Source organism: Natranaerobius thermophilus JW/NM-WN-LF, from assembly GCF_000020005.1.
GTDB classification, from domain to species: Bacteria; Bacillota; Natranaerobiia; order Natranaerobiales; family Natranaerobiaceae; genus Natranaerobius; species Natranaerobius thermophilus.
The window spans coordinates 650,620-671,769 of the sequence record NC_010718.1 but is presented as its reverse complement, the minus strand read 5'-3'; the positions used below and the strand labels follow the sequence as shown (position 1 = coordinate 671,769).

Sequence of the window (21,150 nt, the reverse complement as noted above, 5' to 3'; positions counted from 1 at the left end):
CTTACTTCTTTATTAAAATTCTTTAGCAAAATTTTTTATTAAAATTCTATTTCGGATTTTTTCAAACAGGGATTACAAACAAATTTGTCTGTTATAGACAGTTCTTGGTCTTTCATAGTTATTCGATGACATTGACTGCATCTCCTGGCAAGCAGGCTTTTTAAAGTCTGCTTTGTAAGCATTTGCTTAATTTTACCAGTGAATTTAGTTTTCTTTATGGCATCAACAGGGCAAGCTAGTTTGCAAATACCACAATCAAAACACTTCCAAGGACTGTGTTGTATTACTATTTGTTTTGATTCTCCTGAACCCCAGGTATTAATAGTCAGTGCACCAAAATCACAGCTTTTTGCGCACAAGCCACAGCCATAGCAATCAGGACTTATCTTTAAACTGCCAAAACCCGGTCTTGGTTTTCCTTTAAGGAATTGGCTTTGATATTTTCTTAACCACTCCTTAAGTAATAAACTACGACATGTGGTTAAGTCATTGATATCATCAAATAAGAGTTCTCTGGTAACACCTCTCATATTGTTTAAAGTCTCATCTCGAATTAAATTGAATAGTTCCCTCCTTGACATAAAGTTTGTTTCCGATTTTGAATTTGGAAATTGTTGAGTGTTTTTTTGATTAATTGCTGCAACTCTTGGTTCTTGCCCTAATTGTTCAGCTAAATAAAAAGCTTTTTTGACGGTTTCCAAAAACACAGGATAATTTGAAAAAATTTCGCATTGAGGACACTTTTCCAGATAAAAATATAAATTCGAGCCTTGAACTGCACTGTTTAGAAATATGGCATGGAGAAAATCCATGTTTATCGAATACAAACACGGAAACACTATATTACATTGACTCGTGTGATAGTAACAACCTAAGATGGGTTCTTTTAAATGTAAAATCTCCCTGTATTTCCTATAATAATCAAAATCTGTCTGATATATTGCCCCGTTAGGACACTGTCGTACACAGATATGACATCCAATACAATTCTTTCGAAGTATACTAGGGAATGCACCTTGAATGGAAATAGCCTCTCTAGGGCAAATGCTAGCACATTTATTACAATTTTTGATATTGACTTTTTTATTAATACATTTTCCAGGATTAATTCTAGGAACAGTTCCATGAATTAATTTTTTCCAAATTAATCTCTGCCATATCATTTCACATCACTTCACTTATCTATTGGGATAAAATTAACTTTATCACCGGCCCTTATCGCCTGGCTATCCGGGGGAACAACTATATATCCATTGGCCCAAATCATAGTCTTCAACATATTAGGCTTTTCCTTGGCAATAGGAGTACTATAAAATACTCCATCATTTCCTATCCATGCTTTACCTCGAACAAATCTCCATAATGAAGAGGTTTTCTTTTTAATATCCTTTGCAAGGAAAGAAGCATGGCTACGCTCTTTAAGACTAGTAGCAGTTTGTCGTTTGCCATTATTTTGAAGAGCCGGTGCTAGCAATAAATGAAAAGATGCCATGGATGCTGCCGGGTTACCTGATAATGATATTACGGGAGTTCCTTGATATTGTGAAACATGCAATGGAGTGCCGGGTTTCATTTTCACTCTCCAAAATAATCTTTTTGCTTTCATCTCCTCCAATACATAAGGAACAAAGTCATAATCTCCCCTCGAAACCCCTCCGGTAGTAAGTAAAATATCAACTTTACTAACAGCTTCTTCAATTTTTTCGGCCAATTTTTTCTTACTGTCACCAACAATTCCAAAGTCTAGAACTTCATGTCCCATACACTGCAAAGTAGCACCAAGGGAAAAGTTATTACTACTTCTAATCTTTCCTGGGCTTATGTCATTTTCTGGATTAACTAGCTCTGTCCCCGTAACTAATATTCCTATTTTGTACGGTGCATACACTCTAGGATGAGTAAACCCTAGAGATGCTAAAACCCCAATATGATAAGGGGTTAACTTCTCTCCTTCCTTAATTACTAGTTCTCCTTTTTTTATGTCTTCACCTTTGGGAATGATATTGTGTTGAGAGGGTATTTCTTTATTGATTAAAATCTTTTGCTCTTTATCTTTAATTCCTACTTGTTCCCAGGGCAGAACAGCGTCGTATATATCAGGAATCATACCCCCTGTCATGACTTTCATGCCTGTTTGTTTCCAATCTTGTTTTTTCCGGTCATTTAATTTTGGTTTGGAAGGTGAATTTAGATCTGCATCTTCCAAGTTATTAAAGTATTCAAAATTTTTTCCTGCAGGTACTGTATCAATTATATCGATTTCTACCGGGTTAGTAGAAGTAACATTACGGGTAGCTTCAGAATTAAATGCGTATCCATCATATGGTGATCTACAAAAAGAAGGGACGTCTTCTTGAGCAATTATGTTCTCTGATATGCAACTTTCCACACAACTTAACAGAGATACACTTTCTATGTTTCTATCAGGCATTAAATTATAAATCTTCTGACATGCTTCTTCTGGTGAAATCATTTTGATCCCCTTTCAATAGTTAACAACCGCCTTCAGCAACTGAAGACGGTTGTTTTGTAGTAATTCATTTCATATTTGTGAAATAACTCTAAAATTTCTGCGACACAATAATAGAAACTATGTTTAGTTTCTGATTTGACTAAGTATGTGAATTGATCGATCCAAGTTGCCGGATGTTTTAAATAAAAATCTTTTGCCAGAGTTAAAATTTGGTCTGCTTTATCATTATCTCCTGAATTTAACAATTGTGTTTGAATTCGATACAACTGGGCTAAAAAGTTCATCTCAATGGCAATATGATCTTGTGGCTCTTTGATCTCCTGTAGCACTTCCATACCTGCTTGTTGGTAAAACTTTTTTACATTCATTGTACTTTCGCCCATAACTCTTCCTCTATCGCGATAGTAAGATTCATAGGGCGGTGCCAGCAACTTAGAAGGCCCTACAAATAATTTACTATATTCGACTAGTAATTCTTGTAGACCATCTTGCTCATCAATTATTTTGCAAAATTTATCAATCAAAGAAAATTCAACTGCGGGAAAAGCTTGGTTAGCTTCTTGGATCAATTTACAAAATTGAGGTTTTAACATATCTTCTTCCGGTTCATATAAAGCTTTACTAAAAAAGTCGTAAAATGCCCATCTTGCCAAAGAATTTTCTTCTTGCATTGTCATGATATACTATCGCCCCTTTGTAAACAGTTCTTTTTCACTTCATTATTTTATTATTTTTTTGGATAACTGTTAAGCATTTTTATTGTAATCTCTAATGTAATATACATTGGGTTCAGTTCCTTTATATTCTTTTAACCGTTTGCTCATATATTCTTTTAGCATTTGATTTACTAAATCATTCTCATCTTCTTTGTCACCAAAATACCTTGCACCGGAAGGGCATTGTTCTACACAATAAGGTAATTTCCCTTCTATTATGAGATGATCACAAAATGTGCACTTTTCTACAATATCTGGAGGGCGTATCCCAGCATAAGTTCTGGCTCTATTAGGATTATAGTAAGGAGGAATAACGTCATTTTCTTTACTTATTTTATTAACAACTTCTTGAGCCTTTCCATCTCTCCAAAATTCATGAGCTTTCTCGCTATTAAAGTATACTACACCATAGGGACAAGCATCTTCACATTGACGGCACCCAATACATTCTTTTGAATCGTGCAAGGTCAAGCCGTGTTCCGTCTTATACATAGCTTTAGGATCTGTTGGACATACTTCCACACAGGGAGCGTGATCACAATGGTTACACAAGGTGGGAATATAAGTATACGTTACATTGGGAAATTCTCCTTTTGTTTCATGAATATAATCAGCCCAGCGAAATCCTCTAGGGACATTGTTTTCTATTTTACACGTAATAGCACATGCACCACAACCTGTACATCGGTGCAAGTCGATAACCATAGCATATTTAGTCAACAGTAAACACCTCCTAAGTCAAACAGAGAGACAATTTTCTCCCTAAATTAATTATTTATAACTAATTCAAATAATTGGACGATCTTAAGATTTTTCTACCCTCACTCTGGTATGGGAATAAAAAGCCGTACTTCCGCTAAGCCTTTCATAATCCGCAACTAAAATTTCATTATTATTCCCCCCACGGGGAATTCCTCTGTCAAAATTTTCACTGGCTACTCGTCCATAAGCCCAATGTCCTTGGCCGTAAGCTTTAGCAACAACTCCTGGAGGTATTCCTTCCCATAATTTTGCATAACATTCTATTTCTCCTACAGGTGATTTTATAATAATCTTATCATCAGTTTTTATGCCATATTCATCGGCATCCTTTGGATTTAATAAAGCCACATCTTTTTCCTTCTCTAAACCTGGATTGATATCATTAAATTCATGATACCAATAACAATTTGCTGAACGTCCTTCTCTGTTCAGCCTATTTTTAAAATCTACAAACATAAAGGGATATTCTTCTTTCTGACCGTGCACAAAGGGGGGGTCATAATGAGGGATAAAAGCCACTTCTCCTTCAGCTTCGTATTTACATGCTTCGAGAACCTCATCGACTGTAAGATTGTGATTGGCTGCATGCTTTTCTAAAGCGTCCTTTAAAGTTTCACTATAAAATTCATATTTATCAGTCTTGGTTCCAAAATTGTCCCAGTACTGTTTATATTTATATTCATCCGAATTCCATACCCCAACAGCTTTAAAGTCTTCCCAGCCATCAAACTGATCTCCACTTTCATACTCATTAGGATCCCAAATTGGCTGTAAGGTCAATTTAGTTGCGTATTCAGCAAACTCTATTTCATTAGTTGGTTCTTTTTCTGTTTCAGGATCTTTAAAGTTTTTAAAGTGTTCTAAAAGCTTATCAAAGCCTTTTTCAGCTAGTTTCTCAGCCAATAACCACTGCACTTCAGCTTCAGGGTCTTTTACATCGAAAAACCGTTCTATCATTGGTCTAGCTAACCATAAGTGGGTATGTTTATTTCCTTTCTGGTTTAAAAATCCCCACTGTTCAAACATATGATGGGTAGACGGTAGAACTATGTCGGCATACCTAGTCATTTCAGATTCGTGAGTCACCATATGAACAATAAAATCTACTTTTTTCAAGGCCTCTTCCCAACGTCTGGCTTCAGGTGCTGAAAAGGCAAAGTTGTTCCAATAAGCCATAATCATCTTAATATCATAAGGGTCCTCTTTTAAAATACCATCAGCCATTCGGTTTGTAACAACTCCGCTACCAGGTTTTCCTTCTTTCAAAGCTGGGAATTCTAAGTATCCTCTTTGATCGATTTTTTGGTAGTTAATTTTTTCTTGAGCATTTTCATCCATATATTCATCAGGTGCAGGATAACTCTTTCTAGGTACACCTGCACCTCTTAAAGTGCCACCTTCACTATCAACAGAGCCCACAAGGCCATTTAGTGCTGAAATTGCCATGGAGGTATATCCACCTCGTACTTGCATAACAGGTCCTCCACCCATCCAGACCAATGCCTTGGGAGCTTTTTCTGCAAATTCAGTTGCAACCCGTATGATTTGAGACCTTGGCACACCTGAACGAGCTTCAGCCCATTCTGGTGTCCTATCTTTCAATTCTAAATTCCACCATTTAACTAACCCGTGAGTGTAATTTTCTTCAAAAGTTTCTTCATCTACAGTTTTTCCAGGTATAAATCTATTTTCACCATCGTGAAAATCTCCAACAAATTCTTTGTTCCAAAGCCCTTGAGTTAATATTACATGGGCCATTGCCACGGCTAGAGCACCGTCTTCAGCCGGTTTAACCGGTAACCACTCATGAGCTTTAGTAGCACTAGCTGACAATCGTGGCTCAATCACAGCAACTTTTGCTTTGTCTAAAACATCAGGCCAAACTCCCAGATAATAAGAAATTTGCCTGTTAGAAGCAATAGGGTCTGCTCCCCAAAGAATAATATACTCACTGTTGAGCACGTCAAAATCTCGATAATTCCAGTATCCTTCAGTATAGTAGGGACCAAATTTTTCGGCTTCAGCACAGATGGAACTATGTGAAATATTATTAGGAGTCCCCAATATGGCAGGAACATGGCTGTAAATTATATCTCTCAACTGGGTATATCTTCCTCTTTGCACAGCTATTTTATGGTTCTCGTCCTGTTCTCTCAATTCCAAAATCTTGTCAGCTATTTCTTCCATAGCTTCATCCCAGGAGATGGGGACAAAATCGGGATCAACATCTCTTCCTTTGTCAGGATTTGTCCGTTTCATAGGTTGTTTTATCCTATCTGGATCGTAAAGTTGTTGTAATGAAAGATGGGCCCTGGGACAACTGACTTCACCATTTACTTTAGAGTTCTTGTTTCCTCTAACTTTAATTACACGTCCATTAACCACATTAGCTTCTTTACTGCACCAAGAAGTACAACCAGAACACCCTGTAGGTATCCACTGGCCTTCTACATAATCATCAACTTCACCGATCCGATTACTCATCTCGTACACTTCTTTTACTTTTTCTTTTTCCTCGGCTTCTGCCTCTTCTGGCGGTTTAGCCAATCCGTGTCCAATTGCTATACCAGCCCCTGCTGCACCGGTAACTGCTAGGAATGTCCTTCGCTTTATTTCTTTATTGAGCAATTTTTTTAAAGTCAAATAATTCACCTCCGTCTCGAGAAAAGGTTGTTAAAACCATTGTTTTGTGAATATTCACTAAATTTTATGAGTTTTCTTCTAGTTAAATACATTTATCACCTTTCAGGGAAAACCCTGAATTTGTAAATCAGGGTAAAAAAAGTTCATTACAAATCACTAATTATTTACATTAAAAAATGGCAGTTCTCTTTATAAAAATGAGAAACTGCCATATCTTTATAGAACTAACAGATTATACGCTATTTAATTAAATAACTGTTTATCGCAGTTTGAAAAACCTGCGACTTTCTAATGTCAAAAACGAAAATGATGTGAAAACGATAATGATATGATTGATCAGTTGTCTTCAGTATAATTTAGATAATTCTTCACCTTGATCTGTTATCACCTTATGATTTTCTACCTCGACTTTGTACTCCAGCTTGGTAATTACGTGTGGGTAAGTCAAAGCCTGAATGGTTATTTCATCATCGCCTGGTACCTTTTCAGAAACTATTACTTCAACTGTTTTTCCTGTAAGTTTAACACTGTCAACTTGGATACTATAACCGCCTGTTTTACGTTTGCCAGAAAAAATTACGAGATAATCATCCTTTGTATCAAAATTTTCATGGTTAAAAACAAAAAACCCTCTATTTTGTTTAAGCCGATCTATAGTATCAAAAATTTTCCTTGGTAATTGTTCTCTGTCTTGAATAATTTCAAAATTAATTTGGGCTCCGTTACTATTAGTACTCACGCCCATCACCACTCCTGTAGTAATTACTATGCCCTTGTAATAGTTACTTTCTTCGCTTCTCATTATACAATACGGTCAGAACCTGTTACCAACTACTTGATATTAAAGTATTAGTATTTCTAAGGTCCTTGATCTCCACTGTTTTCTCGGTTGTATCTAAAATACCAACAGCAGGAACTTTGTCTTCACCCTTGGGTAAAGACGGGGAACCAGGGTTAATTAAGATTAAATCATCTTGGTGTTTGATTTGTGGTATATGAGTATGGCCTACCATGATCATGTCAGCTTGGTATCTTTTACCCAGTTGAAATAGCTCTTCTTGACTATATTTATGACCATGCAAAACTAAGATGTTAAGTCCTTCGAGACTGGTATAAAAATAGGGAGTTAATACAGGATGGTTAAGTACCATGTTATCAACTTCTGCATCACAATTTCCGCCGACCATAAATAAACTCTTACCTAAATTATTTAATTCATTGGCCAATTCCTTAGGATCGTACCCTTCTGGTAAAGGATTTCGAGGACCATGGTATAAAATATCTCCTCCGTGTAAAATTACCTGACAATCTTGAAATAGTTCCATAGCTTGATTCCAGGCTTTTAAACTGCCATGAGTATCACTGATTAATCCTATCCGCATAAAAACACCTCCTAGATTTTATAATTGCTCTTCTATACGTTTTGCTAACTTTTCTGGTAAGTCATCCCTGTTATTCTCCGTAACCTCAATAACATCAGTATCACCTCTGTTTTTCAAATAATCACAGAATTTATGAGACTTTTTCATAATAGTTGCCAACAAGGGATAAGAACTTTGAAAAGCTTTATCCACGGTTTCATGAAAACCGGGAGTGAAAAATTCCATTTTTCCAATTTCATCTATCACCAGGCATTGAGGTTTGTTACTAGTCATAGCTTCATTAATTTCCTTTAAGAATCCAAGCAGGTTTTCAGCTTTTACACCGTATTTTCCTACTCTATCTTCAGCAGTGGTAAAATCAGTATGAGCTAAAGGTAATCTCTCTCCAGTTTGTAAAGATATTATTTCAAATCCAACCCGGGGATCACCCCTTTTAATTTCACGGGTATAAAAACCAGTACTTGAACATGAAAGAAGTTCTACAGTTCTTTTAATCACGGTGGTCTTTCCAATACCGGGTTTACCAGTCAATAAAATATTGGATTCTGTCATAAGATCACCCCATATCCAAACTAAGGCTTAAATCAAGGCTCTTTTATACTCCGTTGTTGATAGTTGAACTCTTCGATTGAACGAATTTTGTGTAAGGTTGATATTACATCTTAACGATCCAACAGTAGAATTAAAGTCAAATAACAGGATGTTATTTGCTGATCATGCTCCAGGATGAGCAGCTGATCAGGAAGCTTTAATTCTACTGTTGGGGAGTTTTAGATGGACCAACCCGAAACATTTGATGTGAAATTGAAGAGTTCAACTATCAACATTCAACTTTAACACAGCTAAATCATAAAAGCGCTTTCCAGTCAAAATCTCCATTTACCGGAGTACAAGGATGGCCATCCCACATAACACTTTTGTAATTACCATGGTCTGTTACACTTTCAGTATTTATAGTTAAAACTACTGATTCTTCATCTATTTCCAACCAATCCTTTAATCCAGTAAAATGATCGAATTCAAATAATGAAAGCAATCCTATACCAGGGCTTCCAGAAAAACCAGCTTGCACTATAGGATCCCTTCCATGAGGATTATGTAAAATTCTAAGCCCTCTGGCTGCTACCCAGTCCGGTACTGATATGAATGTATTAGTTGCATCTTTTATTCCTTTCCACCCTAAGGGATTAGGAGCACCACAAGACAAACCTGTCATAATAGTATCCAAGTCACCAAATATTCTTTTAGCTGTACCCCCTTCTTCCAAGGCCGAATTAAGCATACAGGCGGCATTTTCCGGTTCAACCACAATTATATTGGGAATTTGTTCTCCTAATCTATTGACCAGGTAATCTAATACCCCTCCCGCCAGAGAACCAACTCCTGCCTGAATAATCAGATGGGTGGGGAATTGACTTGATTCTTGAGCATTAAAATAATCCACTATTTCCTTGGCTATCATTGAATAGCCTTCCATTATCCAGCCCGGTATTTTAGTGTAAGAATCAAAGGCAGTATCTTGTACTAAAATCCAACCTTCTTCCTGGGCTTTTTGGGAAGCAAAGATTACGGTATCATCATAATTAGCTTCAGTGACATAAGCTTTACCTCCGGCTTGTTCAACTGCCTTGACTCTATCATTGTCACTACCCTTAGGTAAGTACACAACTGCATTATGCCCAAAAAAATTGGCGGCATAAGCCAATCCTTTACCATGATTCCCATCAGTGGCTGTCACAAAAGTTAAGTGACCCACCCGTTCTTTTACTTTACGACTTTGTAGCTCCTGTTCATCAAGTTGAGACAGGTCTTCTCCCAGGTACTCGGCTATTATATTTGCAACGGCATACAAACTGCCAAGGACCTTAAAAGAATCCAAACCTAATCTAGAAGATTCATCTTTAACAAAGATATTTTTTACGCCTATGGAATTCGCCATGTCATGTAAAGAGATTTGAGGTGTAGGTTGATAATTAGTGATTTTTTGATAAAATTTAACTACTTGTTCTATGTAATCTAATTGGTTTTGATTGACAAGGAGTTTTTCGGATCGGTACTGATTCCTACAAGTTAAAATCATCAAAACAACTCCTTAAACTAAATTTAAAACCACCTTATCCGGATCAATTCATGTATTTTCCTAAAGGATGGTGAAAGCGTGACCTTAATACCTTTAATATTATCAACAATCACACTATTAAATATTGTTGTAGTAATAACTTTAATCTTTTTCGAGAGAAAAAATCCTACTGCCACTTGGGCATGGGTTTTAATCCTGGTTTTATTTCCTATACTCGGTTTAATTCTTTATCTGTTCATTGGTCTTACTCCGCGAAAAAGAAAAATTTTCGATCGCAAAACTGAAAAAGATCTAATTAAAAATAAGCAATTAATTGAAGGCTCACCCAATTATCAAGGTAAAAGCTTGCCTCATCAGGCAAACAATATCTTTCAAATTGATTTTGGTAAAGAAGAAATCGTCTACACCGATAACAATGATGTTCAGATTTATACCCATGGAAAAGAAAAATTCAAAGAATTATTTAATGTCATGGAAACAGCCGAACATCATATCCACATTAGCTATTATATCATTCGTAACGACGAATTGGGAAAAGCTATAGTAAACAAATTAACCAAAAAAGCTCGTCAAGGCGTCACAGTTAGGGTATTGTATGATAGTGTGGGTTGTAGAAAACTTCCAAAAGATTTCTTTTCCGAATTGGAAGAAGCAGGCGGTCTTGTAACACGATTTTTTCCTTTTATCTTAGATATTAATTACAGAAATCACAGAAAAATCGCTGTTATAGATGGCAAAACAGCTTTTGTGGGCGGTACAAATATAGGTAAAGAATATCTTGGTATTTCCCAGCGTTTTGATGATTGGCGGGATACCCACTTAAAAGTTACTGGCGATGCCGCTAAGTCCCTTCAAGTTAGGTTTTTACTAGATTGGATTTTCGCAACGGAAGAAGACGAAGATATCATGATGAATCGAGAATTTTTCCCAGAGATTTCTGATCAAGGTAATTCAGGTATTCAAATAGTAGCAAGTGGACCTGACTCCCCTCACGAAGAGATTAAAGCTTTTTTACTAAAAATGATCTACTCTGCTAAGGAATCAATTTACTTGCAAACACCGTATTTTATTCCAGATGAAAGCATTCTGGAAGCTTTGCAAATAGCAGCCTATTCCGGTGTTGATGTTAGAATTGCTATCCCTGATAAGCCAGATCATCCCTTTGTATTTTGGGCCAATAGAGCTTATCTAGGCCTTATGCTAGAAACTGGCGCTAGGGGATTTATTTATAAACATGGTTTTCTACACAGCAAGTTAATTATAGTTGACGGAAAAATTGCATCTGTAGGAACTGCTAATATGGATGTAAGAAGTTTTAAATTAAATTTTGAAGTCAATGCTTTTATCTATGATCCACAAATGGCCCAACGACTTAATGAAATTTTTCTAAGAGATCTAGATAATTCTTGCGAATTAACGGAAGACCAGTATAATCAAAGGGGAATATCTTCCAAATTTAAAGAATCTATTTCCCGATTATTATCACCAATTCTATGAAAACAGAAGAAACTTAATTCCTAAGCCCCTCTTTTTTGTTTGTGATCATAAAAGAGGGGTGTTTTTTAACAGCAACTTCCACCACTACAAGTTCCACAAGCACTACCAGAGCTTGCTCCAGCTTGACTGCCTTTACCTATATTTAAACCGGTAAAAATTTGTTTGGTATCCCGCGATCCACATTCTGGGCAATGAACTTGATCCTTTTTTTCAAAGGAGACTCTTTGTGTGAATTTTATCTGACAGCCATTACATCTAAAATCATAAGTTGGCATTTTAAATCCCCCCTGCTTTAAATGTTATTTACTCTTCTTTTATATTACAATTTTAAAATCACTAAATCAAGGCTGTAGAAATCAGTACTTTGCAGGAGTTTAAAAATGTACTGAAGAAATCTAACTTAAACACAGAAAAGGAGTTGACTATTATGAATTTTATTTCCAAGCAAGATGTAGTTTATGAACTCAGTGGTGCAAATCAATCTATTGCCGAAATAGAACCCGGCCAAAGGGTAACTTTTGATACTTATGATTGTTTTTCCGATCAAATAAGAAGTACAAAAGATAAATTTACTACAATTGGATGGGAAATGATCAATCCTGCTACTGGACCAATCTCTATAAAAGGAGCCCAGCCAGGAGATGTTTTAAAAATCAAAATCGAAGATATTTCTGTAGCTGATTACGGTGTCATGGTTACCGCACCGGGATTTGGTACTATTGAAGATGAGATCACCAAAGAAACTACTAAAATTATCCCTATCAAAGATAATAAAGCTATTTTCAATGATAATATAGAAATCCCCATTAAACCTATGATAGGTGTAATTGGAACCGCTCCAGAGGGGGATCAGGCTATTCCCTGCGGTACACCAGGTGAACACGGTGGAAATATGGATTGTCAAGAAGTCATAGCAGGATCTACTATATATTTACCTGTTCACCACCAAGGAGGATTACTTGCCTTAGGTGACTTACACGCTGTTATGGCTGATGGAGAAGTCTCTATGACTGGTTTAGAGGTAGCCGGAAAAGTCACCTTACAAATAGAAGTTCTCTCGGGACAAAGTGCTAAATTGCCACTACCCATGATCATCAATAATGAAAACTTAATAGTAGTCCACAGTGAAAAAACCTTGGATGAATCAGTAAAACAAGTCACTTCTAAAACTACACATTTCATCCGTGAATACTCAGATTTAGAGTTAGAAGATGCTGTTAGTTTGCTTAGTTTAGTGGGAGATGTTAAGATTTGCCAAGTAGTTGACCCATTAATGACGGTTAGGATGGAAATTGCTCACAAGTATCTCAAACAACTGGGAATATCGGAGCAACTATTTAGCTAAAAAGCATGTAAAGGAGTGAAAAAAATGCTCTGGAAAGATAAGTACAAAATTGGGGTAGAAGAAATTGATCGTCAACATAAAGAATTATTTGAGCGTGTCGGTAATTTTTTAAAGGTTGTCAGAAGTGACGAAAATTGGGAGGACAAGCTTGACACTGTGAAAGAAACATTGGAATTTATGAAAGAGTATGTAGTAATCCATTTTGATTCGGAAGAAGCTTTTCAAAAGAAAATTGACTTTCCAGGTTATGAAGAACACAAAGAAATCCATGAAAATTTTAAACAAGAAGTTGAAGAATACGCCCGTAGATTTGAGGAAGAAAACTATAACGAAGAATTGGTTCAAGAATTTGGGGGTAAATTAATGGCTTGGCTGATTAATCATGTAGCTGCTACAGATCAAAAAATAGGTGAATATGTAGAAAGTCAGGAAGGAGGTAGTCACAGTGAAAGCTAAGTACATCAACCCGTTCTACCAGGCAACTAACGATGTACTTAACAATATGCTAGAGTTGAACACAGAAAGAGGACAATTAGACGTAATTGAAGATATCGTACCAGGAAATGAAGCAAATGTTATCATTGGTATTACTGGTGACTTATCGGGATCCATATTATACAGCTTTTCAAAAGATATGACTTTAGAAATAGTAAAGATGATGTCAGGAATGGAAATGGAGGAACTAGATAGTTTTGTTACATCAGCTTTGGGAGAAGTGGCTAACATTATAAGTGGTAATGCTGTAACTTATCTGAAGAATGAAAATTATAACTGCGATATAGTACCTCCCCAGGTTATTATTGGACAAAACAAATCTCTTTCTATGGCTACTGAAAAAGCATTGCTTTTACCAGTAAAAACTGACATAGGAAAGTTTGATTTGAATATATCTGTTAAAGAAGCAATAGAACAGAAACCGCTCAATTAAAGCGGTTTCTGTTAATCTTAAAATTGTTTTGTTATCAGCTTTTCTTTCTTAATTCAAATTGTTCTCCTCTAAACGCAGTTTTTCTCTATACTGCTCCCTTTTTATCAGTAAGTAATAGAAACTACAGTACAGCAAAATGCCTGCTAACAATGAATTTATTATTGATCCAATTAAAAATCCCACTGAAAAAGTCTCCAAACTTGCTAGAAGAGTTTCAACCTGAGATTGTCCTAATAAGCCCTCTAAAAAATCAATAGTATTACTAAAAACCGACCTAACCATTTCTGTTAACTTTAATCCCGTTGTTTCTCCACCCATCACAAACCGTCCTACCATAACGTTCAATGTATAAAACAAAGGAATTAAAGCCCCTGTTCCTAAATTAACAGTCACAGCCGCCACTATACTACCACCAAGTAATCTAGCTGCAAAAGCAGACAAAAATGGGCCAACCCCCAGTGAAGGTAAAAAATTCCAAAAGACGGCAATAGCTACACCTATGGCTATTTTTTTAGGAGTTGATTCTAATTTCAATACCTGTTTAAATTTATTTTTTATCTTGTTAAGTCGATTTTTAAACATAACATCACCAAAATCTATTATCCCACAATGATATATTCCTGTAAATCTATATTTATTGACAATATGTGCATTGACTATGTGCAGTTATATAATATTGTTATTGACAGTCTTAAATGTTAATGGTAAATATATAATGGGCAAATTACTGAGCGCCTTTGCCTTTTTGGTAGTATTTCTCTCAATTACTAAATATAAGTATAATATAAGTATAAGGAGGGATGCTCATGCTTAATGTTTTACTATTGAGCATTACAGTTTTCGTAACCGGATTAATTTTATCAAGCATGTGGGTCCCTACGCCACTAACTATGCTATTAGTAGGTTTGGGCCTTCTAGGAACCACACGTAGTGGTGCGCTTTTACTCAAAGACAAATTTGTCGGCGAAATTTATGTTGACGAAATTTATAAGGATGACAAACAAGTTTGTTATAAATGTGCGAGAGAAATATGCAGGGGATTGGCAGATTAACCTCTATAATCCAACCCCTATAATCCAACCCCAATTTTCCATCTTTACAAGCTTGTTACATTTTATATTTGCTAATTTCATTCAGGGATAGTTAAACAGAGAGATCAAACTTAGACTGTTCAGTAGGGTTTCACAACCCTTAAAGAAGGACCCGGCAAAAACCAGGTCCTTTTTTTAAATTAACATATTTAAACACTATTCTAATACAACTAAAGGATCTCCAGAATTCACTGTGGCTCCTTCGGATACATTAACATCCTTAACTGTCCCATCTGAATCGGCAGTAATCTCATTTTCCATTTTCATAGCTTCTAAAATCATGACCACATCTCCTTTATTGACATTATCTCCAGGAGATACATTGATTTTTAATACATTACCAGCTATTGGAGCAGTTATAGTAGTACCAGTGCCTGAAGTCGCTGAAGCTTGACCTTGCTGTACCTGTGAAGCCGACTCTGATGCGTTATTTGTCTGAGGTTTTTGTTTTTGGGGTTTTTGGGCTTGGCTTGATTTAGTTGTCTGAGTTTGAGAAGGTTGTATAGACTTAATGGAAGGACTACCACCTGCTACAGGTTCTACTTCCACATCAAAGGTTTGACCGTCCACAGTAACTCGCAATTGTTTTAAAGAATCTGGGCCTTGCATAGCAGCTGATTGTCCCTGGGCCTTGGTATCAGAATCTGTCCCTGACTTGCCATTACCGCTAGCTTCAGCTTTTTCTTTTTCTGGTTCTGGTTCCACGTTATCCTCTGAAGCATTTATTTTACCTTCTTGGCGTTTTTTGAAAAATTCCATTGCCACGTTGGGGAACAGACAATAAGACAGTACATCTTCCTCTTGTTCTAGATATTGTTCTATTTCATTCCTAGCTTTGTCAAGTTGTGGTTCTAAATGATCTGCAGGCCTTCCCGTGAATTCTTCTTTTTCTTGAAGTATCCGTTCTTTAAGTGTAGGATCTATTTCATGGGGAGGCTTTCCATAATACCCAGCTACATAATTTTTCACTTCCTCAGAAATCATTTTATACCTTTCCCCAGTTAACACATTAAGTACAGCTTGGCTTCCCACTATTTGGCTTGTTGGTGTAACCAGAGGAGGATAACCCAATTCCTCTCTGACTTTAGGAATTTCTTGTAAAGCTTCATCATATTTTTCGATGGCATTGGCATCTGATAGTTGAGATGTTAAGTTGGATATCATTCCACCCGGTACCTGATAATTTAAAACATTAGTATCAACAGTGAAGGCAAGTTTTGAATATTTTTCGTATTTCTTTTTCATTCCTTTGAAATACTCGCTCATCTCCGTCAAAGCATCCCCATCTAATTCTAATTCTTTTTCAGTTTCACTTAACATTGCTTCAACTGGTTCTACGGGAGGTTGTGAGGTACCCAGTGCAAAAGGTGATATAGTAGTGTCTACTATATCCGCCCCAGCTTCAATTGACTTTATATAAGTGGTTGTAGCCATTCCACTAGTACTGTGACTGTGTATCTGAACAGGTAAACCCACTTCTTCTTTTAATCTTTTTACCAAATCATATCCTTTATATGGAGATAAAAGACCTGCCATATCTTTTACACAAATAGAGTCACAGCCTGTTTCTTTCAAATCCTTGGCGAACTGAACAAATACATTATTATTATGAACAGGACTAATGGTGTAACAAATTGTTCCTTGAGCATGAGCCCCTTCGCGTTTAGTAAATTCAATGGCTTTTTCCATATTCCTTAAGTCATTGACGGCATCAAAAATTCTTATGATATCCATTCCATTAGCTACTGTTTTCTTAATAAATTCTTCCAAAACATCATCGGGATAGTTTTTATATCCTACAATATTTTGACCTCTTAATAACATTTGTAACTTAGTATTTTTAACGTACTTTCGAATTACTCTTAGCCGTTCCCAAGGATCTTCATCTAAAAATCTCATACAAGAATCAAAGGTTGCCCCTCCCCACATCTCCAGGGAATGGAAACCAACATTATCAATTGTTTCAAGGATGGGCACCATATCTCCTGTCCTCATCCTGGTAGCAAACAGAGACTGATGAGCATCTCTTAACGAGGTGTCTGTGATTTTTACTGACAATTTTTAAACCTCCCTTTTCTTGATAAATCAGTCATGAACTATGGCTAGCACATGGTAATAGAAGTACAACTAGTCTTCTCTGTTTTCGATTATATGCTTCTCTAGTTCTTCCTGTAAGGTGAAAGTGACACGATACTGGTCGACAGGGAAGGTTACTTGATCTACCTGATTTATAGGCAAGACTTTATTAGTAGTACTTGTAAGGAATACTTCGTCACAGCTTAACAGTTCTCCTGTTGTCATAAACTTCTCCACAACTTCAATTCCTTGTTGTTCTGCCAACTCCAATACTGTAGTCCTGGTAATTCCTTTTAAGATTCTGGGACCCGCTGGAGCTGTATATATCACCCCGTCTTTTACCCCATAGATATTAGTGCTAGTTCCTTCCGTTATTCCCAAACGGTGTACCTGTATAGCCTCATATGCTCCTGCTCGCTTGGCCTTTTCTTTATAAAAACAATTTGGCAATAGATTGATACTTTTTACATGGCATCTATTCCATCGTTCATCAGGGACTAAAATTGTCTTGACACCTTTAGTTCGTTTTTCACCGTCGGGGAACTGTGCTTCTTTAGCAAACATGAATACATTTGGTTCCGGTTCTTGGGGGAAACGATGACTTCTGGGTGCTGTGCCTCTAGTAACCTCTAAATAAATGATTCCTTCACCAATACCAGTTTTTTGAAGAAGTTCACGAGCTGCTTTCTTTAAATCTTCAGGTCGGGGAGTGTTCTCAAACATCATTTCTTGAGCTCCATCCCAATACCGCTGCAGATGCTCATCCAATTGATACATTTTTCCACCAAAAATAGCTACTACTTCATACAGCCCATCACCAAAAATAAACCCCCTATCCAGGGCATCTATTTTTGCCTTTTCTAGCTCCACAAAATCCCCATTTACATAAGCAAGTGCTTGTGACATGAAGACACCTCCTGAAAATTTTATAATTTTTTTAATTTTTACCTATTTCCAATTTGTCACCAGTTTTCAGGGCTCTAGAAACAGTTTCATCGGCCAGCACTTCAGTAGGATCAATCAATTCTGCTTGGGTAGTTTGTTCAGTCGTTGCAATTACTGGAATTTCCGTACAACCCATAATGATAGCTTTAGCACCGTTATTTTCTAATTGTTTAATAGGCTTTTCTAATAGTTCTCTGGTGCTAGTGCCAATATCGCCTGCTTTTACAGCATAAATCGCTTCCATAACAAGTTGTTGGTATGGTTCTGGGGTAATAACTTCAAAACCGAATTGAGATAATTGATTTTGGTATATCTCTGTTTGAAGTGTTCCGCTAGTTGCTAATAGTCCTACTTTACCCTGTTTTGAATCATTCCCTATTAGTTTATTTATATACCTGGCCGTACATTCAAGCATGTTTACAAAAGGTATATTAACCACATCTTGAATATCTTTATAAAAGTAATGAGCTGTATTACAAGGCATGACCAAAAAATCAGCACCCATATTTTCAAGCCTTTTAGCCATATCCCGTAAATAGGTATTTGGGTTATCCCCCCCTTCTATGATGGCCTTGGTTCTATCCGGCACCTGGGGGTTATTATCTACCACCATTCTAATATGGTCTTGATCCTTGGTTGCTGGGGTTTTTTTAACTACCTTGTCCATAAAATCAACAGTCGCTTGGGGTCCCATACCACCGAGTACTCCAACTACTTTTTTTTCCATGAATTCGTCCTCCCTTAGTGTCTTTATATTCCTGTTTTAATTTTTTATGTGAAAAATAGTTACTCTCCCTACCTACTAGTCATTTCTCAACAAAGCTAGTAAAGGCCAAGTATATAATTTGAACCTGGATATGGCAACTTCTTTAATGAATCTGGCCATGTAACTATATGGTAATTCTGGTTTGCTATCTATTTTAACATAATTTTCTTGAAAATTGGCCAGTCCTTTAAGTATGACAACCGGTACATTCTCATCCCGCTGTCCCATCAACAAAGCCGCACTATTTGCTATTTGGTCACAGATGGAATCAACCCCACCAAATGTAGGTTCACCATATAAATCTTGTTTGCCAAAGCCTTGCTCTAAAGGAGTTATCCCACTATAACCAATTGCTATATCTGCAGTTCCTTGACGAAGAGCTCTAATCTCTGAATCAGAAACCACCACCCCTAGTGAACAATTCCAAATGCTTTCAAGTTGTGTTCGAATTTCCTCAGCGCTTTCCATGGGCTTGCGAGGGAGCAAAGACAATACTCTTTTTCCTTTTACATTGGAAAAATCTGTTCCTCCATCTGTCATCAATTGTCCACTGGGCATAACGGTAAAGAGTACAGCTTCATTATTCTGTAACATTTTGTGGGCATCTTCATTCCCAAAATAAGATTCAACAAAACCTCGGTCCTGAACAAGCTTTTTTAGTGACAGATAACCAACCACTTGCTCTGCTTCTTCAAGGATCACTTGAATTCGGGCAGCATCTTTCCCCGTCAATTGGGAAAGGGATTTAGCCTTTTTACCAGGTGAAACATAGTTGAGATCTATTATTCGATTTTCTGCCTTGGAAACTATTTTACTGCTGATTACAACTATGTCTCCAGAAACTAATTCTAAACTTTCTTTTACCATATTTTCTGATATAATTTGCGCTAAATCGTGACCTGGTTTAATATCAGGTGTTTTGTCTAGACCAATTAATTTCGCAACTTTCACGATACCCCTCCAGTTGTTGTCTCAAATTAAAATTTTGTGTTAACCTTAATAGCCAGGAGGTATCCTGTCTTTATAGCAATATCCACTTGCTCAGTTATAAATTCATTGCTTAAGCCTCTAGAAGGACCCATAGTTAAAGAATCGTTTTCTAAAGGATATTTTACCCCATGAGCGTAAATACCACTCACTTCCTGAGTTAAAGCAAATAAAGACAAGTAATCACCGGGATTTCCAATCAAAGTTAATTTGGAATCAGTAATAGTGATTTCATGGCATGTATCTTTTAAACAAGTATAGATCCCATTTTTTATGGGATTCAACATAACCATAATATTTGCAAATAAGTGATCAACCCTGTTACCAAAGGCACCATATACAAATATTTCTTTGGGTTTTAAATTTATTCCTGTAACTAAAGCTAGTTCTAAATCAGATTCATCCTTTTCAGCAGGATGGTGTTTAATCGGGATATCTAATCTGGAGTAATACTGATAAGCTTCAGCTGTTATCGAATCCATATCACCAAGCAAAAGATCAGGAGTTTCATCGACTTTATATAAAAAGTTAGCTCCACCATCAACCGCTATTATGTAATCACTTTTCTCCAGTTCTTCACAATAAAACTGAGGATTATCGTAGTCTCCATTGGCAAAAATAGCTACCCGATTAATTTTTCCCGAAACCAATTAAGTTTCCCCCTCTCCTCTTATTACAAGGCGCTCTAAATCCTTTGTTTAGGAGTATTAGATGTACCAAGTATAAGCATTGTAAAGTAAAATTGAAATTTTAAATATATGGAGGTGAACATCATCTATGTATGAAACCAATATGTATAAATCCAAGTGTTTTACAATAGGACATTCTAATAATAATTTTAACACATTCTTGAAATTATTGAGTTTATATAACATAAAGGCAGTAGCTGATATTAGGAGAATTCCATATAGTTCCCATGTTCCCCATTTTTCCAAAAAGAATTTTGAAAAAAAGCTAGCTGAAAATAATATCAAGTATTGTTATTTAGGCAAGTATCTAGGTGGATTTCAAGAGATACCACAGAATGAATTACAAATAGGTTTAAAGAAATTTCAGCAAATTTTGAACTGTGCGAATAGACTAACAGGAGAGGTTACTATTATGTGCAGTGAACGAGATCCTTCCAAATGCCATAGATCCTCTTTAATCAGTCCCCTTTTGATTAAAGAAGAAATTACAGTCTATCATATCTTATCTAGTAACAAATTAATTTCTCACCAAGAACTTGAACAAATATTAATTGATAAATATATACCCAATTATAATCAGATAAGTTTATTGGATAGTCATCCTAATTATCAAAACATACTTACACAAGCTTATCAAAAACGCAGACAAGATAAGTCAAGATTGTTCTCGTGAATGACTCTACAGTTAATTTATGAATTAGATTTCAATATTTATCCAACAATATTATAACATGTTTTTAGCTGTACTAAAATAAGACTTTTTGTGTAAT

At 36.2% G+C, this 21,150-nt stretch carries 22 protein-coding genes; 6 read left to right on the top strand and 16 right to left on the bottom strand.

Translation table 11 applies throughout. The features are described from left to right. Nucleotides 1–38: 38 nt before the first annotated feature. The 9 genes from NTHER_RS03390 to NTHER_RS03350 form a co-directional block, all read right to left on the bottom strand. Entirely contained in the window at nt 39–1,163 is a 1,125-nt protein-coding gene (locus NTHER_RS03390; RefSeq protein ID WP_012447126.1) for a 4Fe-4S binding protein, read from the bottom strand. An 11-nt stretch (nt 1,164–1,174) separates the two neighbouring features. Continuing rightward, nucleotides 1,175–2,473, bottom strand: coding sequence for a molybdopterin molybdotransferase MoeA (locus NTHER_RS03385; protein ID WP_012447125.1), 1,299 nt, complete (start codon nt 2,471–2,473; stop codon nt 1,175–1,177). A gap of 32 nt (nt 2,474–2,505) precedes the next feature. Continuing rightward, nucleotides 2,506–3,144 carry a TorD/DmsD family molecular chaperone gene (locus NTHER_RS15030; RefSeq protein ID WP_158438204.1) on the bottom strand — a complete coding sequence of 213 codons (639 nt, stop codon included), beginning with the start codon at nt 3,142–3,144 and terminating at the stop codon, nt 2,506–2,508. Between the two features lie 75 nt (nt 3,145–3,219). Continuing rightward, nucleotides 3,220–3,909, bottom strand: a complete 690-nt coding sequence (locus NTHER_RS03375) for a 4Fe-4S dicluster domain-containing protein (protein WP_012447123.1) — start codon at nt 3,907–3,909, stop codon at nt 3,220–3,222. A gap of 84 nt (nt 3,910–3,993) precedes the next feature. Further along, a complete protein-coding gene (locus NTHER_RS03370) occupies nt 3,994–6,594 on the bottom strand; it encodes a molybdopterin-dependent oxidoreductase (protein WP_012447122.1) in 2,601 nt (866 codons plus the stop codon). Between the two features lie 346 nt (nt 6,595–6,940). Further along, entirely contained in the window at nt 6,941–7,396 is a 456-nt protein-coding gene (locus NTHER_RS15025) for a protease complex subunit PrcB family protein (protein WP_083762657.1), read from the bottom strand. Between the two features lie 22 nt (nt 7,397–7,418). Continuing rightward, entirely contained in the window at nt 7,419–7,976 is a 558-nt protein-coding gene (gene yfcE / locus NTHER_RS03360) for a phosphodiesterase (protein WP_012447120.1), read from the bottom strand. Nucleotides 7,977–7,994: 18 nt separating this feature from the next. Then, nucleotides 7,995–8,528 carry an NTPase gene (locus NTHER_RS03355; protein ID WP_012447119.1) on the bottom strand — a complete coding sequence of 178 codons (534 nt, stop codon included), beginning with the start codon at nt 8,526–8,528 and terminating at the stop codon, nt 7,995–7,997. A gap of 295 nt (nt 8,529–8,823) precedes the next feature. Beyond that, nucleotides 8,824–10,056 (bottom strand): diaminopropionate ammonia-lyase, encoded by a 1,233-nt coding sequence (locus tag NTHER_RS03350; RefSeq protein WP_012447118.1) that lies wholly within the window; start codon nt 10,054–10,056, stop codon nt 8,824–8,826. 78 nt (nt 10,057–10,134) lie between these two features. Here NTHER_RS03350 and cls point away from each other — a divergent pair, with 78 nt between their 5' ends. Then, on the top strand, nt 10,135–11,553 hold the full coding sequence (gene cls, locus NTHER_RS03345; RefSeq protein WP_012447117.1) for a cardiolipin synthase: 1,419 nt from the start codon (nt 10,135–10,137) through the stop codon (nt 11,551–11,553). A gap of 65 nt (nt 11,554–11,618) precedes the next feature. On the opposite strand, the gene NTHER_RS03340 is transcribed toward cls, so the two are convergent. Next, nucleotides 11,619–11,828 carry an FmdB family zinc ribbon protein gene (locus tag NTHER_RS03340; RefSeq protein ID WP_012447116.1) on the bottom strand — a complete coding sequence of 70 codons (210 nt, stop codon included), beginning with the start codon at nt 11,826–11,828 and terminating at the stop codon, nt 11,619–11,621. Nucleotides 11,829–11,980: 152 nt separating this feature from the next. Between NTHER_RS03340 and NTHER_RS03335 the strand changes: the two genes are divergently transcribed. From NTHER_RS03335 to NTHER_RS03325, 3 genes are read left to right on the top strand one after another with little or no spacing between them, the layout of a single operon-like run. Beyond that, nucleotides 11,981–12,898: an acetamidase/formamidase family protein gene (locus NTHER_RS03335; protein WP_012447115.1), complete on the top strand. Its 918-nt coding sequence runs from the start codon at nt 11,981–11,983 to the stop codon at nt 12,896–12,898. A gap of 24 nt (nt 12,899–12,922) precedes the next feature. Further along, nucleotides 12,923–13,354: a bacteriohemerythrin gene (locus NTHER_RS03330; protein ID WP_012447114.1), complete on the top strand. Its 432-nt coding sequence runs from the start codon at nt 12,923–12,925 to the stop codon at nt 13,352–13,354. Beyond that, nucleotides 13,344–13,826 carry a chemotaxis protein CheX gene (locus NTHER_RS03325; protein WP_012447113.1) on the top strand — a complete coding sequence of 161 codons (483 nt, stop codon included), beginning with the start codon at nt 13,344–13,346 and terminating at the stop codon, nt 13,824–13,826. Before NTHER_RS03330 ends, NTHER_RS03325 begins: the two co-directional genes overlap by 11 nt. Before the next feature lie 48 nt (nt 13,827–13,874). On the opposite strand, the gene NTHER_RS03320 is transcribed toward NTHER_RS03325, so the two are convergent. Continuing rightward, a complete protein-coding gene (locus NTHER_RS03320; RefSeq protein WP_012447112.1) occupies nt 13,875–14,408 on the bottom strand; it encodes a DUF2062 domain-containing protein in 534 nt (177 codons plus the stop codon). A gap of 218 nt (nt 14,409–14,626) precedes the next feature. On the opposite strand from NTHER_RS03320, the gene NTHER_RS03315 reads away from it, so the two are divergent. Next, the gene (locus NTHER_RS03315) at nt 14,627–14,878 is read left to right on the top strand and encodes a hypothetical protein (protein WP_148206801.1); all 252 of its coding nucleotides are present in this window, start codon (nt 14,627–14,629) and stop codon (nt 14,876–14,878) included. Nucleotides 14,879–15,073: 195 nt separating this feature from the next. Here the strand turns inward: NTHER_RS03315 and NTHER_RS03310 are convergent, their stop codons facing one another. The 5 genes from NTHER_RS03310 to NTHER_RS03290 form a co-directional block, all read right to left on the bottom strand. Beyond that, nucleotides 15,074–16,975 (bottom strand): pyruvate/oxaloacetate carboxyltransferase, encoded by a 1,902-nt coding sequence (locus NTHER_RS03310; protein ID WP_012447110.1) that lies wholly within the window; start codon nt 16,973–16,975, stop codon nt 15,074–15,076. A gap of 69 nt (nt 16,976–17,044) precedes the next feature. Further along, entirely contained in the window at nt 17,045–17,899 is an 855-nt protein-coding gene (locus NTHER_RS03305) for an aminotransferase class IV (protein ID WP_012447109.1), read from the bottom strand. Nucleotides 17,900–17,930: 31 nt separating this feature from the next. Continuing rightward, complete coding sequence (cuyB, locus tag NTHER_RS03300) at nt 17,931–18,665, bottom strand: cysteate racemase (RefSeq protein WP_012447108.1); 735 nt, start codon at nt 18,663–18,665, stop codon at nt 17,931–17,933. Between the two features lie 75 nt (nt 18,666–18,740). After that, complete coding sequence (locus tag NTHER_RS03295; protein ID WP_012447107.1) at nt 18,741–19,655, bottom strand: coenzyme F420-0:L-glutamate ligase; 915 nt, start codon at nt 19,653–19,655, stop codon at nt 18,741–18,743. Nucleotides 19,656–19,681: 26 nt separating this feature from the next. Further along, complete coding sequence (locus NTHER_RS03290; RefSeq protein WP_012447106.1) at nt 19,682–20,341, bottom strand: thiamine diphosphokinase; 660 nt, start codon at nt 20,339–20,341, stop codon at nt 19,682–19,684. A gap of 127 nt (nt 20,342–20,468) precedes the next feature. On the opposite strand from NTHER_RS03290, the gene NTHER_RS15020 reads away from it, so the two are divergent. Then, nucleotides 20,469–21,053: a DUF488 domain-containing protein gene (locus NTHER_RS15020; protein WP_012447105.1), complete on the top strand. Its 585-nt coding sequence runs from the start codon at nt 20,469–20,471 to the stop codon at nt 21,051–21,053. Nucleotides 21,054–21,150: the final 97 nt, after the last annotated feature.

Coding starts and splice junctions, on each gene's coding strand:
- NTHER_RS03390 (WP_012447126.1), bottom strand. CDS start 1,163: ATGATATGGCAGAGATTAATTTGGAAAAAATTAATTCATGGAACTGTT.
- NTHER_RS03385 (WP_012447125.1), bottom strand. CDS start 2,473: ATGATTTCACCAGAAGAAGCATGTCAGAAGATTTATAATTTAATGCCT.
- NTHER_RS15030 (WP_158438204.1), bottom strand. CDS start 3,144: ATGCAAGAAGAAAATTCTTTGGCAAGATGGGCATTTTACGACTTTTTT.
- NTHER_RS15025 (WP_083762657.1), bottom strand. CDS start 7,396: ATGAGAAGCGAAGAAAGTAACTATTACAAGGGCATAGTAATTACTACA.
- yfcE (WP_012447120.1), bottom strand. CDS start 7,976: ATGCGGATAGGATTAATCAGTGATACTCATGGCAGTTTAAAAGCCTGG.
- NTHER_RS03355 (WP_012447119.1), bottom strand. CDS start 8,528: ATGACAGAATCCAATATTTTATTGACTGGTAAACCCGGTATTGGAAAG.
- NTHER_RS03350 (WP_012447118.1), bottom strand. CDS start 10,056: ATGATTTTAACTTGTAGGAATCAGTACCGATCCGAAAAACTCCTTGTC.
- NTHER_RS03340 (WP_012447116.1), bottom strand. CDS start 11,828: ATGCCAACTTATGATTTTAGATGTAATGGCTGTCAGATAAAATTCACA.
- NTHER_RS03335 (WP_012447115.1), top strand. CDS start 11,981: ATGAATTTTATTTCCAAGCAAGATGTAGTTTATGAACTCAGTGGTGCA.
- NTHER_RS03330 (WP_012447114.1), top strand. CDS start 12,923: ATGCTCTGGAAAGATAAGTACAAAATTGGGGTAGAAGAAATTGATCGT.
- NTHER_RS03320 (WP_012447112.1), bottom strand. CDS start 14,408: ATGTTTAAAAATCGACTTAACAAGATAAAAAATAAATTTAAACAGGTA.
- NTHER_RS03315 (WP_148206801.1), top strand. CDS start 14,627: ATGCTCATGCTTAATGTTTTACTATTGAGCATTACAGTTTTCGTAACC.
- NTHER_RS03305 (WP_012447109.1), bottom strand. CDS start 17,899: ATGTCACAAGCACTTGCTTATGTAAATGGGGATTTTGTGGAGCTAGAA.
- cuyB (WP_012447108.1), bottom strand. CDS start 18,665: ATGGAAAAAAAAGTAGTTGGAGTACTCGGTGGTATGGGACCCCAAGCG.
- NTHER_RS15020 (WP_012447105.1), top strand. CDS start 20,469: ATGTATGAAACCAATATGTATAAATCCAAGTGTTTTACAATAGGACAT.